A 24650-nucleotide genomic window follows, 5' to 3' on the forward strand; every position below is an offset into this window, starting at 1 on the left:
GCGGCGGAGCTGGGCAGCCTCGCGGAGCATTTCGCTTCCGACAGCGTGCGCGCAGCCCATGCGCGAGCCCTTGGCGAACTGGCCCTTGCCAACGACGAGTGGCAGAGGGCGCTTCCCGAGCTCCGACGGGCCGCCGGCCTGTGGCGGGACCTTGACATCCCCTACGAGACGGCGCGGTGCTGCGTGCTCCTGGCCATCGCGTACCGGGGTGTGGGGGACGATGAGGCGGCGGAGCTTGAGCTCGAAGCGGCGCGCCAGGCCTTCGCCCGTCTCGGCGCCCGTCCCGACCTGCTGGTGGTCGAGGGCATGCTCCTGCACCCCGACCTTCCATCGCAGCACGGCCTCTCTCCCCGCGAGGTCGAAGTGCTCCGGTTGATCGTGCAGGGCCTGACCAACCGGGCAATTGGCGCGGAGTTGTTCCTCAGCGAGCGAACCGTCCAGCGCCACGTGAGCAACATATTCGACAAGCTCGGCGTGAACTCCCGGACCCAGGCGGCAACGCACGCCGTCGGCCGCGGGATCATCAGCACGTCATCAGGACTTCCTGATTCCGGAACCCGCCGTACTGAAGTAAAGAACAACACGGCCAACCCCAACGATGCAGGACCTTTCTTCCACGGCACCAAAGCCGACCTGCAGCCCGGGGATCTGCTGGTTCCGGGCTACGCCTCCAACTACGGGGGACGGAAGACCGCGAACCACATCTACTTCACGGCCACCCTGGACGCGGCCACCTGGGGCGCCGAGCTCAGCGCAGGTGACGGAACCGGCAGGATCTACCGGGTGGAACCCACCGGCCCGTTCGAGAACGACCCCAACCTGACTGACAAGAAGTTCCCCGGCAATCCCACCCGGTCCTACCGCACCCGCGACCCCCTCCGCGTGCTCTACGAAGTCAAGGACTGGCAGCCGCACTCCCCCGAGGCGCTGCAGCACATGCTGAACCATCTGGAGGAACTGAAGCTGCAGGGCATCGAGGCCATCGACTGAAGCGGCGCCGCCGTCGTCGTGGAACTGGCACGCGGCGATTACGTGTCTCCTTTGAGCGCGTAGCCGCAGCTGTTCACCCTGCGTTTGGGAACCGGTTCCCGTGGCTTCCTAGAGTCGCTGGGACGGCGGCGGGAATCCCGCCGCGCATGACGCGGAAGAGGCAGCGATGACCATCAAGATTGACCAGCACACGTTCAGCCGGAGGGCAGCCCTGGCCACCGCCGGCGCCCTCGGTGCCTTGGGCGCCGCGGTGGCCGCGGGAACCGGAGCCACCGCCGCCCCGGGTGCCAAGGCACCCAAGCCCACCCTCGCGTTCCGGCCCGACGGCCGGTTCAAAGCGGTCCAGTTCAATGACACCCAGGACGACGAGCAGACCGACCGCCGCACCATCGAGCTCATGGACCGCACCCTTGACGCCGAAAAGCCGGACTTCGTGGTGATCAACGGGGACGTCATCAACGGCGGCTGCGATACCGAGCTGGAGGTCAAGCAGGCGCTGAACCAGGTGGTGAAGCCGATGGAGAGCCGGAGAATCCCCTGGGCCGTCACCTTCGGCAACCACGACGAAGACTCCGCGGCGAAGACCGGCATGACCGAAGCCAGGATGCTGCAGTTCCTGCAGAGCTACGAGTACAACGTCAACGGCGACACCACCGACGGAGTCACCGGCACCTCCAACTCGCTGCTGCTGGTGCAGTCCTCCAAGTCCAAGGAACCCGCCTTCGGACTGTGGCTCATCGACACCGGCCGCTACGCCCCGGACAGCATCAACGGGCAGGACTTCGAGGGCTACCCGGACTGGGACTGGGTACGGATGGACCAGGTGACCTGGTACCGGAACCTCTCCATCGCCACCGAGCAGAAGTACGGCCGGAAGATCCCATCCCTGATGTGGGGCCACATCGCACTGCACGAGCACCGCAACATGTGGTTCGCCAGCCTGGACTCCCGGACGGACGCCGACCACCAGCGTGCCGTGAAGAAGCACAACATCGTGGGTGAGCGGAATGAGGACGAGTGCCCGGGCCCCTTCAACTCCGGCCTGTTCAATGCTTTCCTGGAGCGCGGGGACGTGCGCGGCTACTTTGTGGGCCATGACCACGTCAACACCTACGTGGGCAACTACTACGGCGTGGAACTCGGCTACGGCCCGGGTACCGGCTTTGGCGCGTACGGGCTCCCCGGTGCCGACCGGAACCGGCTCCGCGGCGCCCGCGTCTTCGAGCTCGACGAGAACCACACCGGGATCTACAAGTCCACCCGGCTGGTCTTCGCCAAGGACTTCGGCATCGACCTGACGGCCAACGACCAGCCGGTCACCCCCGATCCCCTGGGCCCGGCGCAGCAGTAGGGCCCGCTAAGGCTGGTGCCGCCGTCGTGCATTACGACGGCGGTCCGCTGGCACAAGTGGCCTCGCAGGCGGCCGTGAACCATAGTGTTCGGCCAGCCTGGCGAGTCCCTCGTCAAGAGAGACTTCAGGTGTCCAGTCGAGGAGTTCCCGGGTCTCGCGCTGGTCGAACCAGTGGGCGGTGGAGAGTTGTTCGGCCAGGAACCTGGTCATCGGCGGCTCCTCGTCCCGCCCGGCCCAGGTCCAGGCCTTCTCCACCACCGCTCCCGCCGCCCGCGCCACCCTACCCGGCACAGACCACGACGGCGCGGGGACGCCTCCCGCCGCACAGATGCCAGCCAGCAGCTCACCCACCGGCCGTGGCTCACCGTTGGTCACCACCACGGCCCTCCCGTGCGCGTGGTCCATGCGGTGCAGCGCGGCGACGATGGCCGCGGCGGCATTGTCCACGTAGGTGGTGTCGATCAGGGCGGCACCGCCGTCGAGCAGCGGCAGCCGACGGCGGCTGGCCCGGGCCAGAACCCGTTCCACCAGTTGGGTATCGCCGGGACCCCAGACGATGTGGGGACGCACCGCCGCGACCCGGAAGTCCGGAGCGTCGGCTGCCAGCGCCAGCAGTTCAGCCTCGGCCTTGGTGCGGGCGTAGTCGCCGTGCGCGTGCTGCGGGTCAGCCGGCTCCGCGCCAAGCCCGGCAATGGCGGCGCCCGAATAGGCGACGGACGGGGAGGACACAAACACCACATCCCGCACCCCGGCCGCGCGGGCGCACTGAAGCAGGCGCCGGATCCCGTGGACATTCACCTCGTCAAACTCCGCGGCACGGCCGGTGAAGGAAACCTTCGCGGCCAGGTGGATGATTCCTTCGGCGCCTTCGACTGCCCGCCGGAGCGCTTCAGCATCCGTGACGGAGCCGCAGAAGTCGGTGGCGCCGCCGACCCCTGACGGGCGGCGCTGGAAGGTGACCACGTCATGGCCCTGGCGCACCAGCAGCCGGGCCACTTCTCCCCCGAGCAGCCCGCTGGCCCCGGTGACGAGGACCCTCATGGCTTTCCCGGCCGGCCGCCAGCCAGCACCCGCGAAGCCCAGCCGGACAGGCGTGTCCTGTCGATCTTGGCGTTGTGCCGGATGTCAGTGGGCTGCGCGGGAACCTCGAGCACGGCGGAGACCTGGACGCCGGCTGCAAGCGCGGCCCTGCGGACATCCCCGGCAAGCTGAGGCGCCGCAGGACCTGCTTTCCGCACTGGCGGGATGGTCTCGACGACGGCGACCACGGCCTGGGTGCCCGCTGGCCCGACGCCGGTAATCGCCGCAAGCCGGACGCCGTCCTGGCGTTCGATGGCCTGTTCGGCGCCCACGGGCGTCACTAAGGCGCCGGGGGCAGTGATGACGTGGGCCAGGCGGCCCTCCACCCAGAGCCGGCCGGCGGCGTCGAAATGCCCCACGTCGCCGGTACGGTGCCACCCGGGCAGGCTGGAACTCCCCTGCTCGGTCTGCCAAAGCCTGTCGTACGCTTCCTTGACGTGCGCGGCGCTGACCAGGATCTCACCCGTCACACCAGGTTCCGTCACGGCATTGGACCCCGGCGCCGTCCCGTCCACCGCCAGCGGGACAACGGCCAGCCGGGCGCCGTGCACCGGCCACCCTACACATACGCCGTTGCCTGCCCCCGCCATGATTCCGGCGGCAGCATCGGCGTCGGCGGCGTGAATCTGTTCGAGGCTGATGTCCGTAACCGGCAGCGCCTCAGTCATCCCGTACGGGGTACGCAGCGAGGCCCGGGGCAGCAGCCGCTGAACTTCGGCCAGGAGGGGTTCCGGGACGGGTGCACCCGCAGACAGCAGCAACTCAACACCTTCCAGTGCTTTGCGCCCTGCGGCGCTCACGCCGTCCCGGGTGGCCAGGACATTGCGCAACGCGGCCGGCGAGGCGAAGACCACCGTGGCGTCAATCGCCGCGGCTGCGTCGGCCAGCGCGGCCGCCGTCAGGGTGCGGGGCGCCGTGACATCCATGGCCGGCGTCACCGACACCGCTCCCAGCGCCGGTCCCAGCAGGGCGAAGGGTGCGAAGCCGGCCACCAGCCGGGCACCGGAACGGATGCCGAAGGTTGCGGCCATTGTGTCCCGCATCGCCGCCAGCTGCCGGTGGGTATAGAGCACACCTTTGGCTGGGCCGGTGGACCCGGACGTGAAGAGTACGGCGGCCGGGGCGTCCGGATCCACGTTGTCCGCCAACTGCCGTGGAGCATGGTCGGCGCCCGAACGGGCCAGTGCCTCGAGGGACGCCTTCACTCCCAGAACACGACGGCGGGCGGCAGGGAGGTCGCGCACGCTGATCCGCCGGCCGGGCCAGCCGAGCACCGAGGCTGCGGCGAGCGCTTTGTCGATTCCTATCAGGAAGTCCGGGGTGGCGCCTTTCACGGCGCGGCTCAGGCCCTTGGTTCCCAGCCCGGCGTCGGCCACCACCACAACCGCGCCCAGCCGCAGGCAGGCGTACAGGGCGACGGTCAGGTCCACCCCGGGGGGAACCATCAGGCTCACCCGGCTGCCGCTGTCCACTCCGGCTTTCCGGAGCCCGGCGGCGAGGTCCAGGATGTTCCGGTCCAGCTGCCGCCAGCTAAGCGAGCGGGCCACCGTACCGCCCGGCGCCATTTCCACGACGGCGGTATCGTCTCCCGCAGGCCCTGCCGCCTGCTCGCCGAGCAAGTCCCACAGGGGCCGGAATTCCGACGGCGACGGCTGGACGGCGTCCGGCCCCTCACCCCCGGCGGATGTGGCTTCGGCTTCAGGGGATGCGCTTTTGCCGGTACCAACGTTGCCGGCAAGCCACTGGAAAACCGGAGCAGCAATGTTCCGGTCCTCCGCCACAAGATGGCCGGCGCCTTCGAAGCGGTGCACCTTCGCGTGCGGAAGCCGGCCGATGAGGTCCTTGAGGTACCGGTCCGAAAAGATGGGATCCCGCGGGCCCCAGAGCATCAGCGCCGGGACGTTCAACCCGCTTAAACCTTCCGCCACGCGGTCCAGCGCGGCGAAGCTCGGGTGCGAGGCGTCCACGGGGATGTCCGCCACGAAGTTCCCCACCCCGGCCCGGCGGTCGGCTCCGCGGTACGGGGCCATATAGGCCTCGCGGATGCCGGCGGGCAGCGGCGGGTGCGCCAGCGAGTGCGTCACGCGCAGGAACGCATCCGACGTCGTCGTTCCCCACCTATGTACGGCGGGGTGCAGGGCAAGGCGCAGCGCCGGCGGGATCGCCGCACCGGCCGGCTGGTGGACAGCGGTGTTGGTCAGCACCACCCCGGCCAGCTGCCCTTGGTGCGCCAGGGCCCAGCCCAGGCTGATCACGCCGCCCCAGTCGTGGCCCACGGTCACAACGGGCCCCTCCAGGCCGAGGGCGTCCGTCAGGTCGCCCAGGTCATTGATGCGGTCCGCTAGCCGCCGGAAGGTGCCGGTGCGCTCCGAGTAGCCCATGTCCAGCTGGTCAACCGCCACAACACGCCATGGGTGGTCCGGATGCGCCCCTGCTGCCAGCAGTGTTCGCCACAGATACGACCACGTGGGATTGCCGTGCACGCACAGCAATGTACCGGCGGGGACCAGTCCGCGGCGGGAGAGCTGGGCGCCGTTGTCCAGCAGGTGCCAGCGGCGCACCGTGCCCGGCGCGTCGGCGCCGGAGGTGGAGGGGACCTCGATGGTGCGCGGCCATTCCGGATCGACGCCGGGCCAGGTTGCGGTCACCACACGATTTCCATCATGGCCGTGTTGAGCCCGGATCCGACGCCCATGCAGAGGACGCGGTCCCCCGCTTCAAGGGACTGCGCTTCGGCGGCGAGGGTCATGGGGAGGGAAGCGGGGCCCACGTTGCCCCAGTGTGGGAACGTGAGGGGAACCTTGGCAGGATCCAGCTCGATGGCTTCGATAATGGCCTGGGTGTAGGCATTGCTCACCTGGTGCGTGACGTACCTGTCCATGGCGGCCCAGTCCCATTCAGGCCGCGCTTCATGCCAGGCGTCGACGACGAGCCGCAGGCCGCCGTCGAGCAGGCCTTTCGTGTCCGTGGCCATGCCGTCGACGCCGCCCACGCACAGCTCATGGTGTTCCGTACCCGCGCGCATGACGCCGCCGACGATCCGGTGCCCGCCATGGTTCCGGTCCGCGGGGCCCAGGACGGCGGCGGCAGCTCCGGAGCCAAGGGTGAGGGTGGCGAACTCCCGGCTGAAGTCCTCGCGCGTGGTCTCCGGCCGCTCGAGGCGGGCCAGCGTGGCCTCCTGCGTCGCCTGGGCATCCTCGGCATTGACGATCATCGCGTACTTGATCTGGCCGGAATCGATCATGCTGGCCGCCAACGTCAGCCCGTTTACGAACCCGAGGCAGGCGTTGGCCAGGTCGAAGTTCATGGCCGACGACGGCAGGCCGAGCCGGTGGTGGATCTTCACGGCGACGGACGGCTCCAGGTTGCGCCGCGTCACCGAGGTGTTGATCAGCAGGCCGACCTGGGACGGTTCAACGCCGGCCTCGGCCAAGGCCTTGGCGCCCGCTTCGGCGGCAGCATCATCGAACGATGTCCCTGCCGCCCACCAGCGGCGGTGCGTGACGCCGGCAACCCGCTCAAGCAGACGGGGCGGGAACTTCAACCGTTGCAGGGTGGGCGCCAACCGGCGGTCGAAATCCGTGGAGCTTACGATCCTCGGAGCCTCTACACTGCACACCGAAAGCAGCGCGGTGTTGCTGTGCCGGAAGGTTGCATTCCCTGCCAAATCAAGCCCCTGTTCGTTCTGATTCTGCATGCATGGGGTGTCCGTACCCCTTACCTGCAAGTTCAAAGCCTAGCTTTTATGGCGCCTGCCTTTCCGAATCGGCGCACCGCGCGCATTCTTTGTCACTACGCGCGTGTCCTAGCCATTCTTCAGCAACCTCCGCACCTCCTTCAGCAGGGCCTCCTGAGCCTGGCCGTGGACAATCTGCTCCCGGATCGCAGCCGCCGCGTTCTGCCGGAGGCGTTCGATGGCTGGGCCTCCCTCATACGCCCGCCGCAAGCAGTACCCGATGCTCGCTACGGACGGTTCAGCCCACATCTGGCCGCGGAAGAATGGCCACTCCAGCGCTGCGGACTCCGGGACGGGCACAAGCTCGCAGTCGATGAGGAGGGCGTTGCTGGGGTTCATGAAATCAAGATGGCCGCCCCAGGCTGTACCGATGGTGATCAGGCCCGAGGCCATGGCTTCCATGAACGGCCGCCCCCAGGACTCCCCCCGGGTGGGCAACACGAAGGCGTGCACCGAGGCGTACAGCTTCTGCATCCCGGCCTGCGAGAGCGGAAACGGCAGCAGCCGCACCGTCGGGGTGCGGTGCGGCCTGACTTTCCGGATCACGTCGGTTATGGCTGCAGGAACGTCGGCGGTACCGGGGCCGAAGGGGTCCACCCGCAACAGGAGTTCAACATCATCGGCGGCGCTGAACTCTTCCAGGTACGCCTGCAGAAGGACATCCCATCCCTTGCGTTGTTGCCACCGGAAGACGGAAAGGAATTTGAATTTACCCTGGCCGTCATAAGCGCGGACCGCCGGCTGCAACCAATTCTTATCCACGAATTCGGGGACGACTTTGAGCTTGTCCGGATCCACACCCGCATCAGCAAAAGTCCCGGCATTGAAGCGGGACGGGACCCAAACTTCGTCCACTTCTGCCAGGCGCGGAAGCCATTCAGCGGGCACCGAAGCGGTTTCGAACATCGCCCGCCACACCACTTGCCCGGTCAGGTTCTCCCACCCGTAGTCATGCCAGGGCAGGTGCACGATGGTCAACCCGGGCCCTGACCGGTGAAGCGGCTCAGTGCCTTGTCCCGCACCCATGTCCGGGCGGGAGGAAACCGAAGTTTCTTGAACGTGGTAACCGGCCTGCCGGAGAGCATTGACGAAGCTTCTGCCTTCAACCGCAAACCCGCTGCATCCTTCAAGTCGTCCAAGCCAGTGAATAGCCTCCTTCTCCATTCCCCGGGCCTCCTCCCTGAAGCGAGCGGGCCGTCCCTGCGACGGCCGCGGACCAGCATCCGACAACGGATCCTGAACAAGTGCCTACTGCTTTTCCCTGATGCTAAGCGCTTTTGGCTGGTATTCACCCTGAATGGATGGGGTTTTGCTGTTCGTGAGGCGGCCCCCTGGATCAGCCCACTCCTGGGCTCAGCAAGGTCCCGGCAGCGGTGACGGAGTAAGCGAAAGGCCGGCGCCGCCGTCGTGCCTTAGTCAGCGGTCCGTTTTGACCACCGTGAACAGCACCGCCGAATCCTCCTCGGCCTCCAGGCTGTGCAGACCGTCCGGGACGATCAGCAGGTCCCCGGCCTTGCCCTGCCAGGCCTCGCCGCCCGACTTCAGCCACACGGATCCCCGGATTACGTAGACCGTGGCCTCGCCGGGGTTCTGGTGTTCGCTCAGCTGGGTGCCGGCACGGAAGGCCATGACGGTCTGCCGCAGCCTCTTCTCGTGGCCGCCGAACACGGTGTCCGATGCCCGCCCGCTGGAGACCGCGACGGCGGCCTCGAGCTGCTGGCGGGCCAGAGCCTCAATCGATATCTTCTGCATGCGGCCACCGTACCCATGTGGCGGGGCCGGGACCAGAGGCTGGCTCATACGGCAGAAAAGGATCTGTGCCGGGGCGCCGGACTACCGGGCTGCGGGGATCAGCACCGGGGTGTTCTTCTTGTACGCCTCGTAGTCGGGCTGGCCGCCCCACTACTTGTCCGCCTTCTTCTCCAGCGGCGGGATGCCGCTGCCCTTGATGAGCAGAAATGCCACGAACACCGGAGACAGCAGGGCCACCCACTGCCAGCCCTGCAGCACGGGAACGGCGATGATGAGCACCCCGGTCCAGAGCACGATTTCGCCGAAGTAGTTGGGATGGCGGGACCTGGACCACAGGCCGGTGGAGATGAACTTCCCCTCGTTGGCCGGGTCCGCCTTGAACCGGCGCTTCTGGCTGTCCGCCACGATCTCGGTACCGAAGCCGGCGGCCCAGACCACAAAGCCGGCGAGCGCCCACCCGTCCAGCGCCACGCGGGTGACGGAGGTGATCGCGATCCAGGCTGCCGCGGCGGTCAGGACTACCCAGAGCCCCTGCAGGGTCCAGGTGCTCAGGAAGCGGAAGAAGGAGGGCTTGAGCTCGTCGAACCGGTCGTCCTTGCCGTGCCTGCGGACGCGGCGGAACAGGAAGCTTCCCAGCCGCGCCGCCCATACCACCACCAGGGCCGCGAGCAGCAGCACCCGGGCATCCACGCCGGGGGTCAGCAGGACCAGCAGGACCGTGATGGACATGTAGGTGAGGTCGTAGTACGTCTCGGTCTGGGCCTTGAAGGCCGGGATGAACGCCAGCCACTGGACCAGGAACGCGGCCGCCACCGCCAAGGCGAACAGGGGAAAGCCGCCCACCGTGGCGCCGCCCTGGCTCCCCGCAACGGCGACGAGCACCCCCACCACCACTGCAACCAGCAGGACAATGAGCGCCTTACGGTCTGCGTCCTTCATACGATCGGTCCCCTCCCCTGTCGCTACGCGGCACACTGTCCACCCAGTCTTCGGAGCATGAGCCGTTCTGTATTGCCGGGCGTCGAAAGCTGCAGTTGCTGCCTTCCGGAAGCACGCAATTGGTCCCGTCCACCGCGTCCCATGCATCCGAGGGTTAGCACAGGGTCAAGGAGCCTTTGGTGCATGGCATCCCTCGTCGCACGATACAACGGTGGGGAGTGGGCTGGCGTCTGGGCCGGCTCCGGAATGCAGAAACCTCCATGGGCCCTCTTCCCTCTGCTCTTCGGGTTTGCTTCCCTGGAGACCGGTCCAGAGGACCTGGAAGGGTGGAGCTTTTCCTTTGCACCGGATGAACTCCACAAGGCAAACATCAGCGGAGGCACCCACGACATACGATTACCGGATAGCAGCGGCGATCCGCTGCTTCGCGGCGTCGCTGGACGACCAGGCATCACCCTCGTGCAGTACCTGAGGCTTTCCGTGGCCTGGGGCGGGTTTCCCGGATACTCCTTTGACCCGTCAACATGCCCGCCAGCCATAAGACGTCTGAGTTCCCAGCCTCTGTTCTGACGGTACCCTGATCCCCATGAGCACCCGAGACGCGCCCGTCCAAATCGCGGACCTGCCGCCTATCGGCTGGCTGGCCAACAGCGCCCTGCTCCTGGCGGGTTTCGCCGCGGAAACCTCCTGATCGTGGCCGGACATGCCATCAGCTCCCTGGCCCGCCGGGTCAAGGCGACCTACGACAACCTGCCACTGCCGTTCCCCGTCGTAGCCGCAATGGCCGCGGACCTGCTCCTTGCCCGGCTCCGCCCCATGCCGCTGCCCGGACCGCGGGCCCTGCACCGGGCAGCAGGGACCTCACTGGTGATAGCCGGCGTCGGACTTAACGCCTGGGCGCTGGCTGAACGGCGGCGCCGCTCGCCGGGCCCCTTCGCGCTCGAACGGCCGGAGGAACTGGTCACCACCGGCCCGTACGCGTTCACCCGCCATCCCATGTACGTGGGCTGGTGGCTCATCGAACTGGGCGCGGGAACTCTGGCCGGCTCGTCCTGGGTCCTGGTGACAATGCCGGCCGAACTGCTGGTGGAACACCCCGTTGTCGTGGACGAAGAGGCCACGCTGGCCGGACTCTTCGGAGCCTCCTACCGCGTCTACGCGGAAATGGTGCCGCGCTACCTCGGGCTGCCGCGGGCGTAGGCCGCTACGAGCAGAGCCATCTGCCGACCTCTCCGGCTCCGAACGCAGAGTCAGACGCACCCGTCATCAATGGTGCGCCCACCACGCCGAGCCAAGGAGCCGCATGAACACCAGCCTTCGGAACTGGCTGACCGCCTACGCTCTGGGCACCGTGATCTTCGCCGTCCTGGACGTCTCTTGGGTCCTCACCGTGGCCAGCCCGCTGTACAGGAACCAGATCGGCCACCTGCTGGCGCCAAGCACCAACCTGGCCGGCGCCGTCCTCTTCTACCTCATCTTCGTGGCGGGCGTGGTGCACTTCGGCGTGCGGCCCAACGATCCGGGTGCCACCCTGCGGCAACGCGTCACGGGAGCTGCACTGTTAGGCTTCTTCGCCTACGCCACCTGGGCGCTGACCGGGTTCGCCGTGCTCAAGGACTTCACGGCCGTCGTCGTCATTACTGACATCCTTTGGGGCGCGCCCCCTGCAGCATCATCACTTGGCTTACGGCCATCATCCTGAAGTCGAGGCTCAGGAAGCGCAGCACAACCTAGCGTTCCGCTGGCTTTTCCGGAGAGTCTAAGCATGGGCGCTGACTTCTCCAGCTGAGCCCTGGCCCTGTCTAGGATCACGCGCCATGTTGCGTCCGCTTATAACGGGACTTTCTGCCCTACAGGTGGTTGGGAACAGTTGCCATCCTTTTAGAGGTGCGTCCGGTCCTCCGCTTGCGGGGCCGGACCGGCAATGGCTCAGATGAGGAAATGAGGAACCGGGGCGACGGTAGAGGAGTACAAGGCAGTGCACGGCAGCAGTGAGCCGCACAGCCGTACAGACCGCACCGCAGAGCTTGGGGATGGCGGGTGCAACGTCATCAGGGACAAGGGCCGTGTGGTGGGCCGCTGGAGCTCATGGGAGACGGCGAGCCGGGCCCTGAATGAACTCGAGAAAATTGGGTTCCGGTACGAGTACAGGCTGAAAGCGTTCCACCAGTGGGTCCGGGAGACGGAATACAGCACCAAATGCGCGGTCTGCAGCGCCAAGCGCGGACTCCCGGCTTTTGCCGGCAGCGATATGGGCATTGGGTGGCCTTGATTCTCGGGTAGCAGCTGAGGTCTCCAGGCAACCATCCTGCGTTAACTTTCTCTCCAACTCCGGGGACCAAGCGCGCAACCTGCCCTCCCTAGCGTGGACGGGTCAACGGCCCTTCAGGCCGCCCCGTTTCTTGCTGGAGGAAACCACCCATGCGTACAGTCCTGACCGCTGCGGCAGCCGGCGCGCTGATCGCCGCCCTGGCGGGCCCCGCCGTCGCCGCCCCCGACGCTGAGGCCGGCACGCCGTCGTCGAACGCTGCCGGCACCGCCACCTCCGCACTGAAGGTGAACGAACGCAACGGCTCATTCGACCTGCAGAGCCACCGCGGCGGCCGCGGTGAATGGACCGAGGAATCCCTGGCCGCGTTCGCCAACTCGCTGGCGCTCGGCGTGACCACCCTTGAGCTGGACACGCACCTGACCCAGGACGGCAAAGTGATCGTCTGGCACGACGACACCATCCAGGCCGCCAAGTGCATGGACACCGCACCCGCCACCGCCGGCGACCCCGAGTTCCCGTACGTCGGCGACCGGGTGGCCGAGCTGTCCCTGGCACAGCTCCAGACCCTGAACTGCGGCTACGTGCAGCTGGCCGGCTACCCGGAGCAGGAGGTCATCGAGGGCAACCGGATCGCCGAACTCAAGGATGTCTACCAGCTGGTCCGCGACGCCGACGCCGGGAAGGTCCGCTTCAACGTGGAGACCAAGGTGGAGAGCAGCCAGGTGGGCGGCGCCGGCATGGAGTCCCTCACCCGCGCCGTGGTGGCCGAGATCCAGGCCTCCGGCATGGCCGACCGCACCACCCTGCAGTCCTTCGACTGGTCCTCATTGAACCTCACCAAGGAACTCGCGCCCGGGCTGCCGCTGGTGGCACTCTCCAGCGGCGACGCCTGGATGGGTGTGGGCCAGCCCGGCGCCAGCCGCAACCTGGGCGGCATTGACATCGACGACTACGACGGCTCGCTTCCCAAGGCGGCAGCCGCGCAGGGGTACGACGTCGTCTCCCCCACGTTCCGTTCGGTCACCCCCGAGATGATCGCCGAGGCGCACCAGCTGGGCCTGCCCGTCATCCCGTGGACCGTGAATACCCTCGCTGACATGGAGCGCCTGATGGACTTGGGCGTGGACGGCATCATCACCGACTACCCCACGCGGCTGCGCACCCTCATGGCGGAACGCGGGCTGAAGCTGCCGAAGGCGTACGGGGTCCAGGGGTAGTTCTTCAGCCGATCCGTTGGGCGAGGGAGACGATCAGGCCCTCCGGGCCACGCACATAGGCCATGAGCCACGTGTTCTGGTACTCGCCGATGCCGCCCACCAGCCCGTAACCTTCCGCGGCCAGCCGGTCCACCGTCCCCCTGAGGTCCTCCACCTCGAAGGAGACGTTGCGCAGGCCCAGCTCGTTAGCCATCGCGTTGGGCGAGCCGGGCTGGTGGTCGGGCCGGATGAACCTCCCGAGCTCCAGCCCGGTCCCGCCGCCGGGCGGCCGCAGCATGACGATCTCAGTGCGGGAGTTGGGGATGCCGCACACCGTGTCCAGGAACTCGCCTTCCAGTTCCATCGGCCCGCCCTCCACTTCGAGGCCCAGCCCCACGAAGAAGTCCGTCACTTTTTGCAGGTCGGCGACGGTGATGCCGATATGGTCAAAACGCCGTACCACTGCCATCCGGGCCTCCTGGTTTGGTTGCTGTTCGTAAATGCCGCCAGCCTACCGGGGCTGGTGGAGCCCCTTGGCATAGGCCGCCTGGCCCACGTGCTGCAGGCAGTCGGCCAGTGTGCTGACCAGCCGGACGCCGAGCGTGACGGGCGGATCCCAGCGCCTATCCACGATCCGGTCCAGGTCCTCGTCGCGGAGTCCTTCGAGAAAGCCCTTGGTCTGCCGGTGCACGGCGTCGTAGTACTCGAGCAGCAGAGCCGGTTCCGCCTGCACCGCGTCCACCTGCTCGCTCGAGTGGCCGTAGCCGGTGTCCCGCTCCGGCAGCCGTAAGCCAAACCGCTTCACGAACCCCTGCCCCGTCCAGACCTGCTCCAGCCCGGCCGCCTCAGCGACCTGCGCGTCCTCCACCCGGCCGAGGTGCCAAATGAGCCAGGCGATGGAGTTCCCGGTGCCGGACGGGCGCTCGGTGAGGGAACCGCCGTCGAGCCCTTCCAACGCGGCTTCCACGGTCTCCCGGATCCTGCCGAACGCATCCAGCAGCAGCTCACTGGTTTTCATGGGCCCCCTCTTTCTGGCTGTTCCCGGCCGCCGTGGCGTCCAGGTCGCGGACGGCGAAACGGTGGTGCTCCCATTCCTCCTGGAGGATGGTGTGCAGGCACGAGAGGACGGTTTCCTCGTAGGCGGGATCGTCCGGGTTTTTTCGCTTGCTGCCCAGATCCTCCGGCGTGACGCCGGCCAGGTAGTCCCGGACCATGGCGATGCGGGCGGCGCGGACCTCGAGCACTTCCTCATAGGGCGGCGGGGTTGGCGAGAAGACGGACATGTCCAGGCCGTCCGTCTCGTACTCGGTGTTCGGCTGGCCCGCCGGGTGGTAGGGCTGCCCATACCCGAGCACGGCGCCGCGGAGCCACTTGTCGGTAGCCATGACCAGGTGCCGCAGCGTCTGCGCGAAAGACCACTCGCCGTCGACGTTCACGTCAACGGTGCCGGGCGGCATCTCCTCGACCCGCTGCAAAGTGGCGGACCACGTCCGCTCCACCTCCGCCCACGCCTCGCGCAGTCCCTCCGGGTCCGTGGCGTGCCGCAGTTCCCGTCCGGGGAAGCGGCGGTTCAGTTCGGCCTCGACAAACGGGGCAACGTCCACGCCGTTTACCAGCAGGGAGCCGCCACCTTCCAGGAGCCAGGGAGAGTCGATGTCCACCCGGTCCACGTCCGCCCCGCGCATCACCGCCCCGGACAGGCTGGACCGTACAAAGCGGGCCCCGCGCAGGTCCACATCCAGGAACTCGGCACCTTGCAGGTCATCGGATCCGGTGAAAGTCGCCATGACGGTATCCTTCACGCTGGATCCCCGCGCTTCAAGCACCATTCAGCCCACGGACACGATCCCTGCAGCGCCTTCCGGTGTCTACTTCTGTTCCGGAATCCAGAAGGGTGCCTCCACTCCGGCCCCCGTCAGATTGTCGCAGCGCACAAGCTGGGTGCCGATGCGTTCGAGCGGGCAGTCGGGGTAGGTGGTGGGGACGGCTGCGCCCTCGGATGCTGGGATGGTGGCCTGTCCGCCGGCCCCTGCGAAGAGGAAGGCTGCGGTGAAAAGGGCGGCGAGGATTGTCAAAATGCGCCTGAACATTTTGTCTCCTGGATGGGACACAGGGATGACTGGACCGCCCACAGCGTGGGGCGGAAGGAACTGGATTCCCAGCAAATCCCTGCAGTACGGACGAAGCCGCTCTCGTCCGGGCGCCCGTCATGGAAAAGTTACCAACCGGCATCATGGCGAACAAGGGACAAAGACCCCCTTCTTGCCCTGCCCTTTCCCCTCTTTTCGAGGGGGTTCGAGAGTGCTCCCTCCCTTACGCTTTGGCCGCGCGGATTGCCCTCCGGACTGCGCCACCCAGTGCGGTGATGACCGGCACCAGGCAGACCAGGGCCACCACAGTGTTCGGCCGGAACGCCACCCGCCCGCCGACATTCCGGTAGACGCCCAACGGCAGCACCATGCCGCCGCCCCCGCCGCCGGATGCGCCCTCCTGCCGGGCCTCCCCGCCGCCGCCGAAGCCGAAGGACACCAGGGCCACCGGAATGACCTCTTCCCCTCCGAGCTGGACAGGGGCACCGTAGGCCCGGGCGACGCCCATGTTCTTGAACGATTCGATCAGGGACCCGAAAGTATCAGCCATGGCTCCCACCCTAGGAGTCCAGCCTGGCAGGCGGTAGCCCCGATCACTGCGGTAAGCGGGCCCTTTCCGGGATCAACTTGTGTTTGGGATCCCGGACTTCGGCCGCTTACCGGGGAGTAGGCCTGGGCGATGTGATCGTGCTCGACGCCAACCCGCTTGCCAGTGCCTCGGCGCTGGAGCAGGTGCGGGTGGTGGTGGCGCAGGGAGTGGTAGTGCGGAACGAGCTCTAACGACGAATGCCGTGGATACCTTTGCTGGTATCCACGGCATTCGTGATTCTAGCTACCTAAGTGCCATGAGTAACTCGCGTCGTTCCAATTGACGGTTGCCGAGAAACGGTAGCCGGAGGAGGATCCATCCGGTTCCGTTTTGTTCACGGCGATGCATTTAAACGTTCCGGTCAGGGCCGTCAAGTCGTCTGATGATCCCCCGCCCAAAGGTGTACATGACGCCCTTGTGATTGGCCCGTCCAAAACCCCTTCAGTGACACGGGATTCAGCGTCCTTCTTAATCGATTCTTCCATAGCGACGATGATCGCCTTGCGCTGCGTGCGTTTCGCATCATCCGCTGATTTTTTAGCTGCTGCCGCTGCCGCTTCGGCCCGTTTTGCCTCGGCTTGCCTCTTGTTCTCCGTCTCGGCCGCCGCCGCTGCTGCAGCCTGTTCTGCCTGAATCTCGTTTGTGCGCTGTACGTTGAGCGTGATTAGGACTCCGGCGATTACCGCGATAACAACCGCTGCTGCAATCAGGGCCATACGTTTGTTCACCTTTGCCCAGCGTGAACGAACTTCATAGGATGTGCCGCAGTTCGGACAAAATCCACCGGTAGTGAGGTTCTGAACACTGCACTTGCGGCAAACCTTGTTTTGCGGTTGTTGTGTGTTGTCCTGGGACAACAGATTCGTAGGGGTGTTTGTCAAGGTGTTCTCCGGTCAAGGCTCAGATGGGTGATATGCAGGCGGCAGACGGTACCGCTACTCGCACGCCACCCCGTTGTTGTTGCGGTCCAGTGCAGGCCTGAAGCCAGGCTGATGAGCGTAGAGCGGCGCTGCCCCCGCCGCTCGAACCGCATCACAGTTCTGGTAGTAGGGAGCAGACGCCGCGGGTGCCGCGGGGGCCGGTGCAGCGGGAGCCGCCGGAGCCGGCGCCGGGCCGGGTGCAGCAGGAGCGGCAGGTGCCGGTGCCGGTACCGGTACGGCCTGGCGGGCTGCGGCGTCCCGTGCAGCCTGCTCCGCTGCGGCCTGCGCGGCAGCAGCAGCGTCCGCAGCAGCCTTTTCAGCTGCTGCTTTCTGAACCGCAGCCAGCTCGGCGGCCGCCTTATCTGCGGCGGCCTTCTCGGCGGTGGCCTTTTCCGCCTCGATCTTCTCAAGGGATTTGACCCCTAGTTTCACAGTGGAGCCCTCTTCAGCCTGGGCATTTTCCGCCGGGTCCTGGGAGATCACCTGCCAGTTGCTCTCCTTGAAGATCGACTTGCCGTCCACCGTGTCCTTGGCCTCAACCTCAAATCCGAGGTCTTCCAACTGCTCCGTCGCCTTATCGAGCGTCAGGCCGACGACTCCGGGAACGGTGACTTTTGCCGCAGCCGTGGCCACGGCAGTTGCCGCCGACGCCGGTTCCGTTGCCTCCTGCTTGCTGCCGCAGCCCGTCAGCATCAGGCCGGCAAGCACAACAACTGCCAGCGTCTTCTTCATGGCTCCTCTCGGAGCCTGTGGATTGAAGGTCATTTTTCCCCCTAGGAATGGTTGTGATGTTGATGCAGTTGGGACGTGCGGACCCACAAGACAAATAGGCGCGCTACTCGCAGGCCACGCCGTCCAGGTCGCGGTCCAGCCCGGCGCGGTAACCGGCCTGCCCGGCGTAGAGCGGAGCCGCGCCGGCAGCCCTGGCGGCCGTGCAGTTGGCGTAGTAGGCAGCCGCTGGAGCCGGCACAGCAGGAGCGGGCGCCGGAGCCACGGGTGCCGGAGCAACCGGGACAGGTGCGGGCGCAACCGGAGCAGGCGCGGGCGCAACCGGAGCAGGCGCGGGTGCAGGCTCCGCCACGACCGGTGCCGGCGACGGAGCTGGAGGCTCCGCGTTTGTCGGCGCCAGCTGTCCGCTGCAGTCGGCCAGGATCCGGGCCATGGCGTCGTGCTCCGCCTGGGTCACCCACAGCCCGTAGGTGGCCTTCACGGAAATCTGCCGGGCGACATACTCGCACCGAAAGCCCTTGTTCGGCGGCAGCCAGGTGGCGGCGTCGCCGTCGCCCTTTTTCTGGTTGGTGGGGCCGTCCGTCGCCTGCAGGTTCAGCGGATCATTGGCGAACGCAGTCCGCTGTTCCGTGGTCAGCTGCTGGGCGCCCTTCTGCCACGCATCGCTGAGCGCCACCACATGGTCGATCTGGACGGCACTGCTGGTGGCCTGCCCGCGAAGGAAATTGATGCTCGTGCCCGTGTACGGATCGTTGAGCATGCCCGACTTCACCTTGCAGGGGACGCTGTTCATGTAGCTGACAGCTGCGAGGTCGCGCTTAAGCATGTCGTTGCGGGTGTCGCAGCCGTTGCGGTCCACATCCGCCCACGCCTGGCCGAACAGCGCCCGGTCGTACCCCGTCTTCGGCGCCCTGCCCTTGATGGGAAGGGTGGCCAGCAGGTCGACCGCCCGGGTGGCGAACGCGGGCTGCTCCTTCGGAGCGGTGACAGGGGTGCCGTGCGCCACCAGGTGCGGCGTCTCGGGATCCAGCGGTGCGCCAGTCTCCTTCGCGGTGGGGGCGGACGACGGCGTCGCACTGGCTGTGGTGGTTGGCCTCCCCGTGGCCGTGGCGGCCGGCGCTGTGCTTCCCGAGGCGGCCGCTTCCAGGTCCGCGGTGGAAACCCGCGGCATGGTTGCGCCGCCGGCGACGAGGAGGGCGAACGATGTGGCGAGTGCAACGGCGCCCGCCTTCCGCTTTGCAGGCAGCCACGCCCAGGACCGGCGTCCGGTCAGAAGGACGTACAGGCCTGTGAGCCCGGCCGAGATGGCCAGGAACACCAGCGCACCGCCAAGTCCGCTGCTCAGCGACCCCAAAAGCACGAAAAGAGCGGTAATGGCTCCGACAATGATTGTGGAAGCGAGCGGTTTGCGCGGCGGTTTGGGCGCAGGTTGGTAAGGACCCCTCAGGGCCTGGTATTCGGACATCATTTCCCCAGCTATCTGAGCCCGAAAAGGCCCCGCAATTGCCGGGCTTGCTGCTAAACGCGACAAATGATTCGTGGTTGAGCCTATTAGTCCGGCTGCACGGAAGTTCCGCATTCCGGCTTTCCTCGCCGAAGATTGCGCAGCACTTGAGCAGATCTTGAGCCTGCCTGTCGCACTTGAATTATTCGGCTTAACAATTGGGGGATCCGCTGAACCGGACGATGCTTGTCTTCGCCTTTTGTCCGCCCTACCGTGAAGGGAAAAGCGGCCGAAGTGCAGGTGCAGGCATGCGGACTCGTGAGGTGTGGTCACGCTGCCTCCTGCTGTGCTTGCTGGCTGCCTGCATTGCTGCCGTCCCCTCCCCTGCCGCCTCGGCTCTCGCTGTTGATCGCGCCACCGAGGAGCAGACCTACGACGCCCTCGATGCCTTCCTCCGGGAGCAGATCAACGCCCTCGGAATCCCCGGTGCCGCCGTCGCCGTCGTGCAGGAAGGGAAGCAGGTGCACTCGGCTGCGTTCGGCCGCGCCGATGATTCCGGACGGCCCATGACGGTCCAGACGCCGGTCCTGCTCGCGTCCACCAGCAAGTCACTGACCGCGATCGCGGTGATGCAACAGGTGGAGGCCGGCCGGCTGCGGCTGGATGAGCCGGTGCAGGCCTACTTGCCCTGGTTCACGCTTGACGACAGCCGTTCCCCGTCCATCACGGTGCGGCACCTGCTGCACCAGGCCAGCGGCATGGCGTCCAGGGACACCGCGTTCGAAGCCTCCCTCGACCAGGGCCCGGAGGCCCTGGAAGAAGAGGTCCGGGCATTGGCTGACGCCACCTTGGCCCGTAAGCCGGGCGAGGCATTCCACTACGCCAACGCCAACTACAACATTTTGGGCCTGCTGGTGCAGACGGTCTCCGGGCAGCCGTTCGGGCAGTACCTGGAGGACCACGTTTTCGAGCCGCTGGACATGGCGCACACCCACCCGACCCGTGCCGCCGCCCGCGCCGGCAACGCCGCCGCTGGATACTCCCGCTGGTTCGGCTCCTTCTGGCGCCAGACGGACGTGCCCGCTCCCTCGTCCGGGATGCCCTCGTCCACGCTGTACTCCTCCGCGGAGGACCTGGGCCATGAGCTGATCGCCCTGCTCGACGGCGGCCGTTACGGTACGTCGGAGATCCTCCGGCCCGGGAGCGTGGAGACAATGTTCGAGCCGCGCGTGCAGGTTGAAGGCTCGAAGGAGTACGCCATGGGCTGGTTCACCCGGCCGCTGGTAGAGTCCGCCGGCCCTGGTCCGGCCGTCCCCGAGGAGGCGTTGCCCCGACTCCTTGAGCACCAGGGCGAGTGGGGCAACAGCCACACCTACCTGGGCATGGTCCCGTCCTCGGGGCTGGGCCTCGCGCTGGTCATCAATGCCAACGACGCCGCTGCACCGTCACGGTTGAAGGCCATCGACACGAACATCCTCCGGATCCTCCACGGCCAGGAACCGGTGCCGGCCGTCATCCACGAGGACTGGCTCCAGCGGTACAGCTGGGCGGTGGCCCTGGGACTGCTGCTCGCGCAGCTACTGAGCCTGTGGCTGGGCGCGCGGTTCCTGCTCCGGCAGGGACCTGCGCGCTTTCCCGCCGCCTATGTGGTGGCCGCCCTGGCCCTCGACGCCTTTGTCCTGTGGCTGAGCCTGGACTATGCCCCGGCCAGGTTCGATACGCATCTGCTGGTGGTCATCCGGCAGTTTCCCGACGTCGGCCTGTTCCTGGTGCCGGCACTCGCCCTGGCCATCGTCTGGCCGATCCCCCGGACCGTCTGGCTGTTGATTCGGTCGGCGCGTGTGTCAGAGAACCCCACTGGACCAGCTCACCCGGCAGCCTGACGGGATTCGGTTTGTTTGCTGTGCCTGAACCTGTTCAAAAGTAACGGCACTGCGACGAGCAAAGCGATCAACACCAATATTCCCGTAACTACGGTGCCGGCGCCGCGGAGCCATACGCCTTGGCTTTCGTAACCCGAGACGATCGCATGGCCCGGATCCTGCTCTCTATAGATGACCGTGACGTCCTCCCCCACAACGGGGTGCTGGTCATGGTCCACGGGTGCCCAGGTGTAGTGGTAGGCCCCGTCAAGGGATATGAACTCTACCTCGATATCCCGATCCGATGCTTTGCTGACGTCGTCGAAATCGACAATGGTGCCTGTGGTCTGCGTCCCGGTCAGGGCCAGTTCTTCGTCGATATTGATGAAGTACTGGCCAAGGACAAACATTGCTGGACCGATGAGGAGGACCATCACGCCCACCAGCGTACGGAGCACCTGCTTCAGGGACGACATTCTCGATTTCACGGCAGCTCTGCGGGCATTCACTCGCCCCATTCTGCCTGATGAAAGCCACCCCCTTGGTGGTCCAAATGCGGTTGGTTGTTTAAATGCGGGAGGCTTAAATGCGGGAGGCCCCAACCTGTGGTTGGGGCCTCGACCGTGATGTGTTGTCCGGCGGTGTCCTACTCTCCCACACCCTCCCGGGTGCAGTACCATCGGCGCTGTGGGTCTTAGCTTCCGGGTTCGGAATGGGACCGGGCGTTTCCCCCACGCTATGACCGCCGTAACCCTTCTACCCGTCACCAACCCGCGGGGGTGGTGTGGGAAATCTGTGGTTACAACATGGTGGTGTTGTATTCAGTTATTGGTTGGTTCCGTTCAACCGTGACCCTGGGGGTTGTTGGTTGGGAACCACATAGTGGACGCTTGCAGTGTTTGTTTTGTGGTGTAAGTTGTTGGCCTATTAGTACCGGTCAGCTTCACGAGTCGTTAGTCCTCGCTTCCACATCCGGCCTATCAACCCAGTGGTCTGGCTGGGGGCCTCTCACACATAAATGTGTATGGAAATCTCATCTTGAAGCGAGCTTCCCGCTTAGATGCTTTCAGCGGTTATCCCATCCGAACGTAGCTAATCAGCGGTGCACTTGGCAGTACAACTGACACACCAGAGGTTCGTCCGTCCCGGTCCTCTCGTACTAAGGACAGCCCTTCTCAAATTTCCTGCGCGCGCAGCGGATAGGGACCGAACTGTCTCACGACGTTCTAAACCCAGCTCGCGTACCGCTTTAATGGGCGAACAGCCCAACCCTTGGGACCTACTCCAGCCCCAGGATGCGACGAGCCGACATCGAGGTGCCAAACCATGCCGTCGATATGGACTCTTGGGCAAGATCAGCCTGTTATCCCCGAGGTACCTTTTATCCGTTGAGCGACGGCCATTCCACAATGTACCGCCGGATCACTAGTCCCGACTTTCGTCCCTGCTCGAGATGTCTCTCTCACAGTCAAGCTCCCTTGTGCACTTACACTCGACACCTGATTGCCAACCAGGCTGAGGGAACCTTTGGGCGCCTCCGTTACTTTTTAGGAGGCAACCGCCCCAGTTAAACTACCCATCAGGCACTGTCCCTGACCCGGATTACGGGCCGAAGTTAGATGTCCAAAGTGACCAGAGTGGTATTTCAACGATGACTCCACCCGAACTGGCGTCCGGGCTTCAACGTCTCCCACCTATCCTACACAAGCCACTCCGAACACCAATACCAAACTATAGTAAAGGTCTCGGGGTCTTTCCGTCCTGCTGCGCGTAACGAGCATCTTTACTCGTACTGCAATTTCGCCGAGTTTATGGTTGAGACAGCGGGGAAGTCGTTACTCCATTCGTGCAGGTCGGAACTTACCCGACAAGGAATTTCGCTACCTTAGGATGGTTATAGTTACCACCGCCGTTTACTGGGGCTTAAATTCTCAGCTTCGCCCTTACAGGCTAACCGGTCCTCTTAACCTTCCAGCACCGGGCAGGAGTCAGTCCGTATACATCGTCTTGCGACTTCGCACGGACCTGTGTTTTTAGTAAACAGTCGCTTCCCCCTGGTCTCTGCGGCCCCGATCCCCTCCCGGACGCATGGTCCGTTCAAGGTTGGGGCCCCCCTTCTCCCGAAGTTACGGGGGCATTTTGCCGAGTTCCTTAACCATAATTCTCTCGATCGCCTTAGTATTCTCTACCTGATCACCTGTGTCGGTTTGGGGTACGGGCGGCTAAAACCTCGCGTCGATGCTTTTCTCGGCAGCATAGGATCACCAAATCCCCCCGTACGGGGGTCCCATCAGATCTCAGGCACAATGAGTGGCGGATTTGCCTACCACTCGCCCTACATCCTTAGACCGGGACAACCATCGCCCGGCTCGGCTACCTTCCTGCGTCACACCTGTTAATACGCTTGCCTCCCAGGATCAGGTCCTGCGCTCCACCAAAACCCTTCACCCACAAGGGGTGTCGGGCAGGTCTCGGGCAGTTAGTATCCCCTGTTCAACATGGGCGGTTTTTCGCCGGTACGGGAATATCAACCCGTTGTCCATCGACTACGCCTGTCGGCCTCGCCTTAGGTCCCGACTTACCCAGGGCAGATTAGCTTGACCCTGGAACCCTTGATCATCCGGCGGACGGGTTTCTCACCCGTCTTTCGCTACTCATGCCTGCATTCTCACTCGTGTAGGCTCCACCGCTGGTTTCCACCGCGACTTCACTGCCCACACGACGCTCCCCTACCCATCCATACTCCTGAACCACAAAGGCTTAGAACATGTATGAATGCCACAACTTCGGCGGTGTACTTGAGCCCCGCTACATTGTCGGCGCGGAATCACTTGACCAGTGAGCTATTACGCACTCTTTTAAGGATGGCTGCTTCTAAGCCAACCTCCTGGTTGTCTGAGCAACTCCACATCCTTTCCCACTTAGCACACGCTTAGGGGCCTTAGTTGGTGGTCTGGGCTGTTTCCCTCTCGACTATGAAGCTTATCCCCCACAGTCTCACTGCTGCGCTCTCACTTACCGGCATTCGGAGTTTGGCTGACGTCAGTAACCTTGTAGGGCCCATTAGCCATCCAGTAGCTCTACCTCCAGCAAGAAACACGCAACGCTGCACCTAAATGCATTTCGGGGAGAACCAGCTATCACGAAGTTTGATTGGCCTTTCACCCCTACCCACAGCTCATCCCCTCCATTTTCAACTGAAGTGGGTTCGGTCCTCCACGACGTCTTACCGTCGCTTCAACCTGGCCATGGGTAGATCACTTCGCTTCGGGTCTAGATCACGCCACTCACACGCCCTATTCAGACTCGCTTTCGCTACGGCTGCCCCACACGGGTTAACCTCGCGACGTAACACTAACTCGCAGGCTCATTCTTCAAAAGGCACGCCGTCACAGCTACTATGGCTGCTCCGACGGATTGTAAGCACACGGTTTCAGGTACTGTTTCACTCCCCTCCCGGGGTACTTTTCACCTTTCCCTCACGGTACTGGTCCGCTATCGGTCATTAGGGAGTATTTAGGCTTATCAGGTGGTCCTGACAGATTCGCACGGGATTTCTCGGGCCCCGTACTACTTGGGATACTCTCACAGGCGGCACAAACGCATTACGGTTACGGGACTAACACCCTCTCTGGCCGGCCTTTCAAAACCGTTCACCTATGCGCGCACATCACACCCCACCAGCCCGGCAGAACTGGTA

Annotated in this window: 24 protein-coding genes, 2 rRNA genes and 1 pseudogene; 10 read left to right on the plus strand and 17 right to left on the minus strand. The window is 65.3% G+C overall.

The window, feature by feature from the left end; translation table 11 throughout:
• Positions 1-306: 306 nt before the first annotated feature.
• The 3 genes and pseudogenes from AC5RU7_RS12500 to AC5RU7_RS12510 form a co-directional block, all read left to right on the plus strand.
• Positions 307-495: pseudogene (locus tag AC5RU7_RS12500) on the plus strand (helix-turn-helix domain-containing protein); the annotation flags it as partial.
• Between the two features lie 138 nt (positions 496-633).
• Complete coding sequence (gene arr, locus AC5RU7_RS12505; RefSeq protein ID WP_494052519.1) at positions 634-990, plus strand: NAD(+)--rifampin ADP-ribosyltransferase; 357 nt, start codon at positions 634-636, stop codon at positions 988-990.
• Positions 991-1156: 166 nt separating this feature from the next.
• Entirely contained in the window at positions 1157-2341 is a 1185-nt protein-coding gene (locus AC5RU7_RS12510; protein ID WP_494052491.1) for a metallophosphoesterase family protein, read from the plus strand.
• A 6-nt stretch (positions 2342-2347) separates the two neighbouring features.
• On the opposite strand, the gene AC5RU7_RS12515 is transcribed toward AC5RU7_RS12510, so the two are convergent.
• The 6 genes from AC5RU7_RS12515 to AC5RU7_RS12540 all read right to left on the minus strand — a co-directional run bounded on the left by AC5RU7_RS12515 (position 2348) and on the right by AC5RU7_RS12540 (position 9848).
• Complete coding sequence (locus tag AC5RU7_RS12515) at positions 2348-3382, minus strand: NAD-dependent epimerase/dehydratase family protein (RefSeq protein WP_494052492.1); 1035 nt, start codon at positions 3380-3382, stop codon at positions 2348-2350.
• Positions 3379-6072: an alpha/beta fold hydrolase gene (locus AC5RU7_RS12520; RefSeq protein WP_494052493.1), complete on the minus strand. Its 2694-nt coding sequence runs from the start codon at positions 6070-6072 to the stop codon at positions 3379-3381. Before AC5RU7_RS12520 ends, AC5RU7_RS12515 begins: the two co-directional genes overlap by 4 nt.
• Positions 6066-7118, minus strand: coding sequence for a 3-oxoacyl-ACP synthase III (locus tag AC5RU7_RS12525; RefSeq protein ID WP_494052494.1), 1053 nt, complete (start codon positions 7116-7118; stop codon positions 6066-6068). The genes AC5RU7_RS12520 and AC5RU7_RS12525 overlap by 7 nt, the downstream gene beginning before the upstream one ends.
• Before the next feature lie 108 nt (positions 7119-7226).
• A complete protein-coding gene (locus AC5RU7_RS12530; RefSeq protein ID WP_494052520.1) occupies positions 7227-8126 on the minus strand; it encodes a glycosyltransferase family 4 protein in 900 nt (299 codons plus the stop codon).
• A 447-nt stretch (positions 8127-8573) separates the two neighbouring features.
• On the minus strand, positions 8574-8909 hold the full coding sequence (locus AC5RU7_RS12535) for a cupin domain-containing protein (RefSeq protein ID WP_494052495.1): 336 nt from the start codon (positions 8907-8909) through the stop codon (positions 8574-8576).
• A 150-nt stretch (positions 8910-9059) separates the two neighbouring features.
• Positions 9060-9848 (minus strand): DUF1295 domain-containing protein, encoded by a 789-nt coding sequence (locus AC5RU7_RS12540; RefSeq protein WP_494052496.1) that lies wholly within the window; start codon positions 9846-9848, stop codon positions 9060-9062.
• Between the two features lie 183 nt (positions 9849-10031).
• Here AC5RU7_RS12540 and AC5RU7_RS12545 point away from each other — a divergent pair, with 183 nt between their 5' ends.
• The 5 genes from AC5RU7_RS12545 to AC5RU7_RS12565 all read left to right on the plus strand — a co-directional run bounded on the left by AC5RU7_RS12545 (position 10032) and on the right by AC5RU7_RS12565 (position 13337).
• The gene (locus tag AC5RU7_RS12545; RefSeq protein ID WP_494052497.1) at positions 10032-10418 is read left to right on the plus strand and encodes a hypothetical protein; all 387 of its coding nucleotides are present in this window, start codon (positions 10032-10034) and stop codon (positions 10416-10418) included.
• Positions 10419-10541: 123 nt separating this feature from the next.
• The gene (locus tag AC5RU7_RS12550; protein ID WP_494052498.1) at positions 10542-11048 is read left to right on the plus strand and encodes a methyltransferase family protein; all 507 of its coding nucleotides are present in this window, start codon (positions 10542-10544) and stop codon (positions 11046-11048) included.
• A 103-nt stretch (positions 11049-11151) separates the two neighbouring features.
• Positions 11152-11550, plus strand: a complete 399-nt coding sequence (locus AC5RU7_RS12555; protein ID WP_494052499.1) for a DUF2177 family protein — start codon at positions 11152-11154, stop codon at positions 11548-11550.
• A gap of 276 nt (positions 11551-11826) precedes the next feature.
• A complete protein-coding gene (locus tag AC5RU7_RS12560; RefSeq protein ID WP_494052500.1) occupies positions 11827-12120 on the plus strand; it encodes a hypothetical protein in 294 nt (97 codons plus the stop codon).
• Positions 12121-12269: 149 nt separating this feature from the next.
• A complete protein-coding gene (locus tag AC5RU7_RS12565) occupies positions 12270-13337 on the plus strand; it encodes a glycerophosphodiester phosphodiesterase family protein (RefSeq protein ID WP_494052501.1) in 1068 nt (355 codons plus the stop codon).
• 4 nt (positions 13338-13341) lie between these two features.
• Here AC5RU7_RS12565 and AC5RU7_RS12570 read toward each other — a convergent pair whose 3' ends face one another.
• The 5 genes from AC5RU7_RS12570 to AC5RU7_RS12590 all read right to left on the minus strand — a co-directional run bounded on the left by AC5RU7_RS12570 (position 13342) and on the right by AC5RU7_RS12590 (position 15956).
• Positions 13342-13785: a VOC family protein gene (locus AC5RU7_RS12570; RefSeq protein ID WP_494052502.1), complete on the minus strand. Its 444-nt coding sequence runs from the start codon at positions 13783-13785 to the stop codon at positions 13342-13344.
• A gap of 42 nt (positions 13786-13827) precedes the next feature.
• Positions 13828-14334 carry a mycothiol transferase gene (locus AC5RU7_RS12575; protein ID WP_494012074.1) on the minus strand — a complete coding sequence of 169 codons (507 nt, stop codon included), beginning with the start codon at positions 14332-14334 and terminating at the stop codon, positions 13828-13830.
• On the minus strand, positions 14321-15103 hold the full coding sequence (locus AC5RU7_RS12580) for a DinB family protein (protein WP_494052503.1): 783 nt from the start codon (positions 15101-15103) through the stop codon (positions 14321-14323). The genes AC5RU7_RS12575 and AC5RU7_RS12580 overlap by 14 nt, the downstream gene beginning before the upstream one ends.
• An 81-nt stretch (positions 15104-15184) precedes the next feature.
• Positions 15185-15406, minus strand: a complete 222-nt coding sequence (locus tag AC5RU7_RS12585; protein ID WP_494012076.1) for a hypothetical protein — start codon at positions 15404-15406, stop codon at positions 15185-15187.
• Between the two features lie 223 nt (positions 15407-15629).
• A complete protein-coding gene (locus AC5RU7_RS12590; RefSeq protein ID WP_494052504.1) occupies positions 15630-15956 on the minus strand; it encodes a hypothetical protein in 327 nt (108 codons plus the stop codon).
• Positions 15957-16039: 83 nt separating this feature from the next.
• Between AC5RU7_RS12590 and AC5RU7_RS12595 the strand changes: the two genes are divergently transcribed.
• Complete coding sequence (locus AC5RU7_RS12595; RefSeq protein ID WP_494052505.1) at positions 16040-16186, plus strand: hypothetical protein; 147 nt, start codon at positions 16040-16042, stop codon at positions 16184-16186.
• Positions 16187-16234: 48 nt separating this feature from the next.
• Here the strand turns inward: AC5RU7_RS12595 and AC5RU7_RS12600 are convergent, their stop codons facing one another.
• The 3 genes from AC5RU7_RS12600 to AC5RU7_RS12610 form a co-directional block, all read right to left on the minus strand.
• Entirely contained in the window at positions 16235-16876 is a 642-nt protein-coding gene (locus AC5RU7_RS12600) for a hypothetical protein (protein ID WP_494012079.1), read from the minus strand.
• Between the two features lie 54 nt (positions 16877-16930).
• Entirely contained in the window at positions 16931-17680 is a 750-nt protein-coding gene (locus tag AC5RU7_RS12605; RefSeq protein WP_494052506.1) for an excalibur calcium-binding domain-containing protein, read from the minus strand.
• Between the two features lie 70 nt (positions 17681-17750).
• The gene (locus AC5RU7_RS12610; protein WP_494052507.1) at positions 17751-19004 is read right to left on the minus strand and encodes a GmrSD restriction endonuclease domain-containing protein; all 1254 of its coding nucleotides are present in this window, start codon (positions 19002-19004) and stop codon (positions 17751-17753) included.
• A 392-nt stretch (positions 19005-19396) separates the two neighbouring features.
• Here AC5RU7_RS12610 and AC5RU7_RS12615 point away from each other — a divergent pair, with 392 nt between their 5' ends.
• On the plus strand, positions 19397-20971 hold the full coding sequence (locus tag AC5RU7_RS12615; protein ID WP_494052508.1) for a serine hydrolase domain-containing protein: 1575 nt from the start codon (positions 19397-19399) through the stop codon (positions 20969-20971).
• Here the strand turns inward: AC5RU7_RS12615 and AC5RU7_RS12620 are convergent.
• From AC5RU7_RS12620 to AC5RU7_RS12630, 3 genes are all read right to left on the minus strand, one after another.
• Entirely contained in the window at positions 20956-21459 is a 504-nt protein-coding gene (locus AC5RU7_RS12620) for a DUF3592 domain-containing protein (RefSeq protein ID WP_494052509.1), read from the minus strand. The genes AC5RU7_RS12615 and AC5RU7_RS12620 overlap by 16 nt on opposite strands.
• A gap of 124 nt (positions 21460-21583) precedes the next feature.
• Positions 21584-21700, minus strand: a 5S ribosomal RNA gene (gene rrf / locus AC5RU7_RS12625).
• 156 nt (positions 21701-21856) lie between these two features.
• Positions 21857-24650 (minus strand): 23S ribosomal RNA (locus AC5RU7_RS12630); the annotation flags it as partial.

This window comes from Arthrobacter sp. K410C (assembly GCF_059090105.1).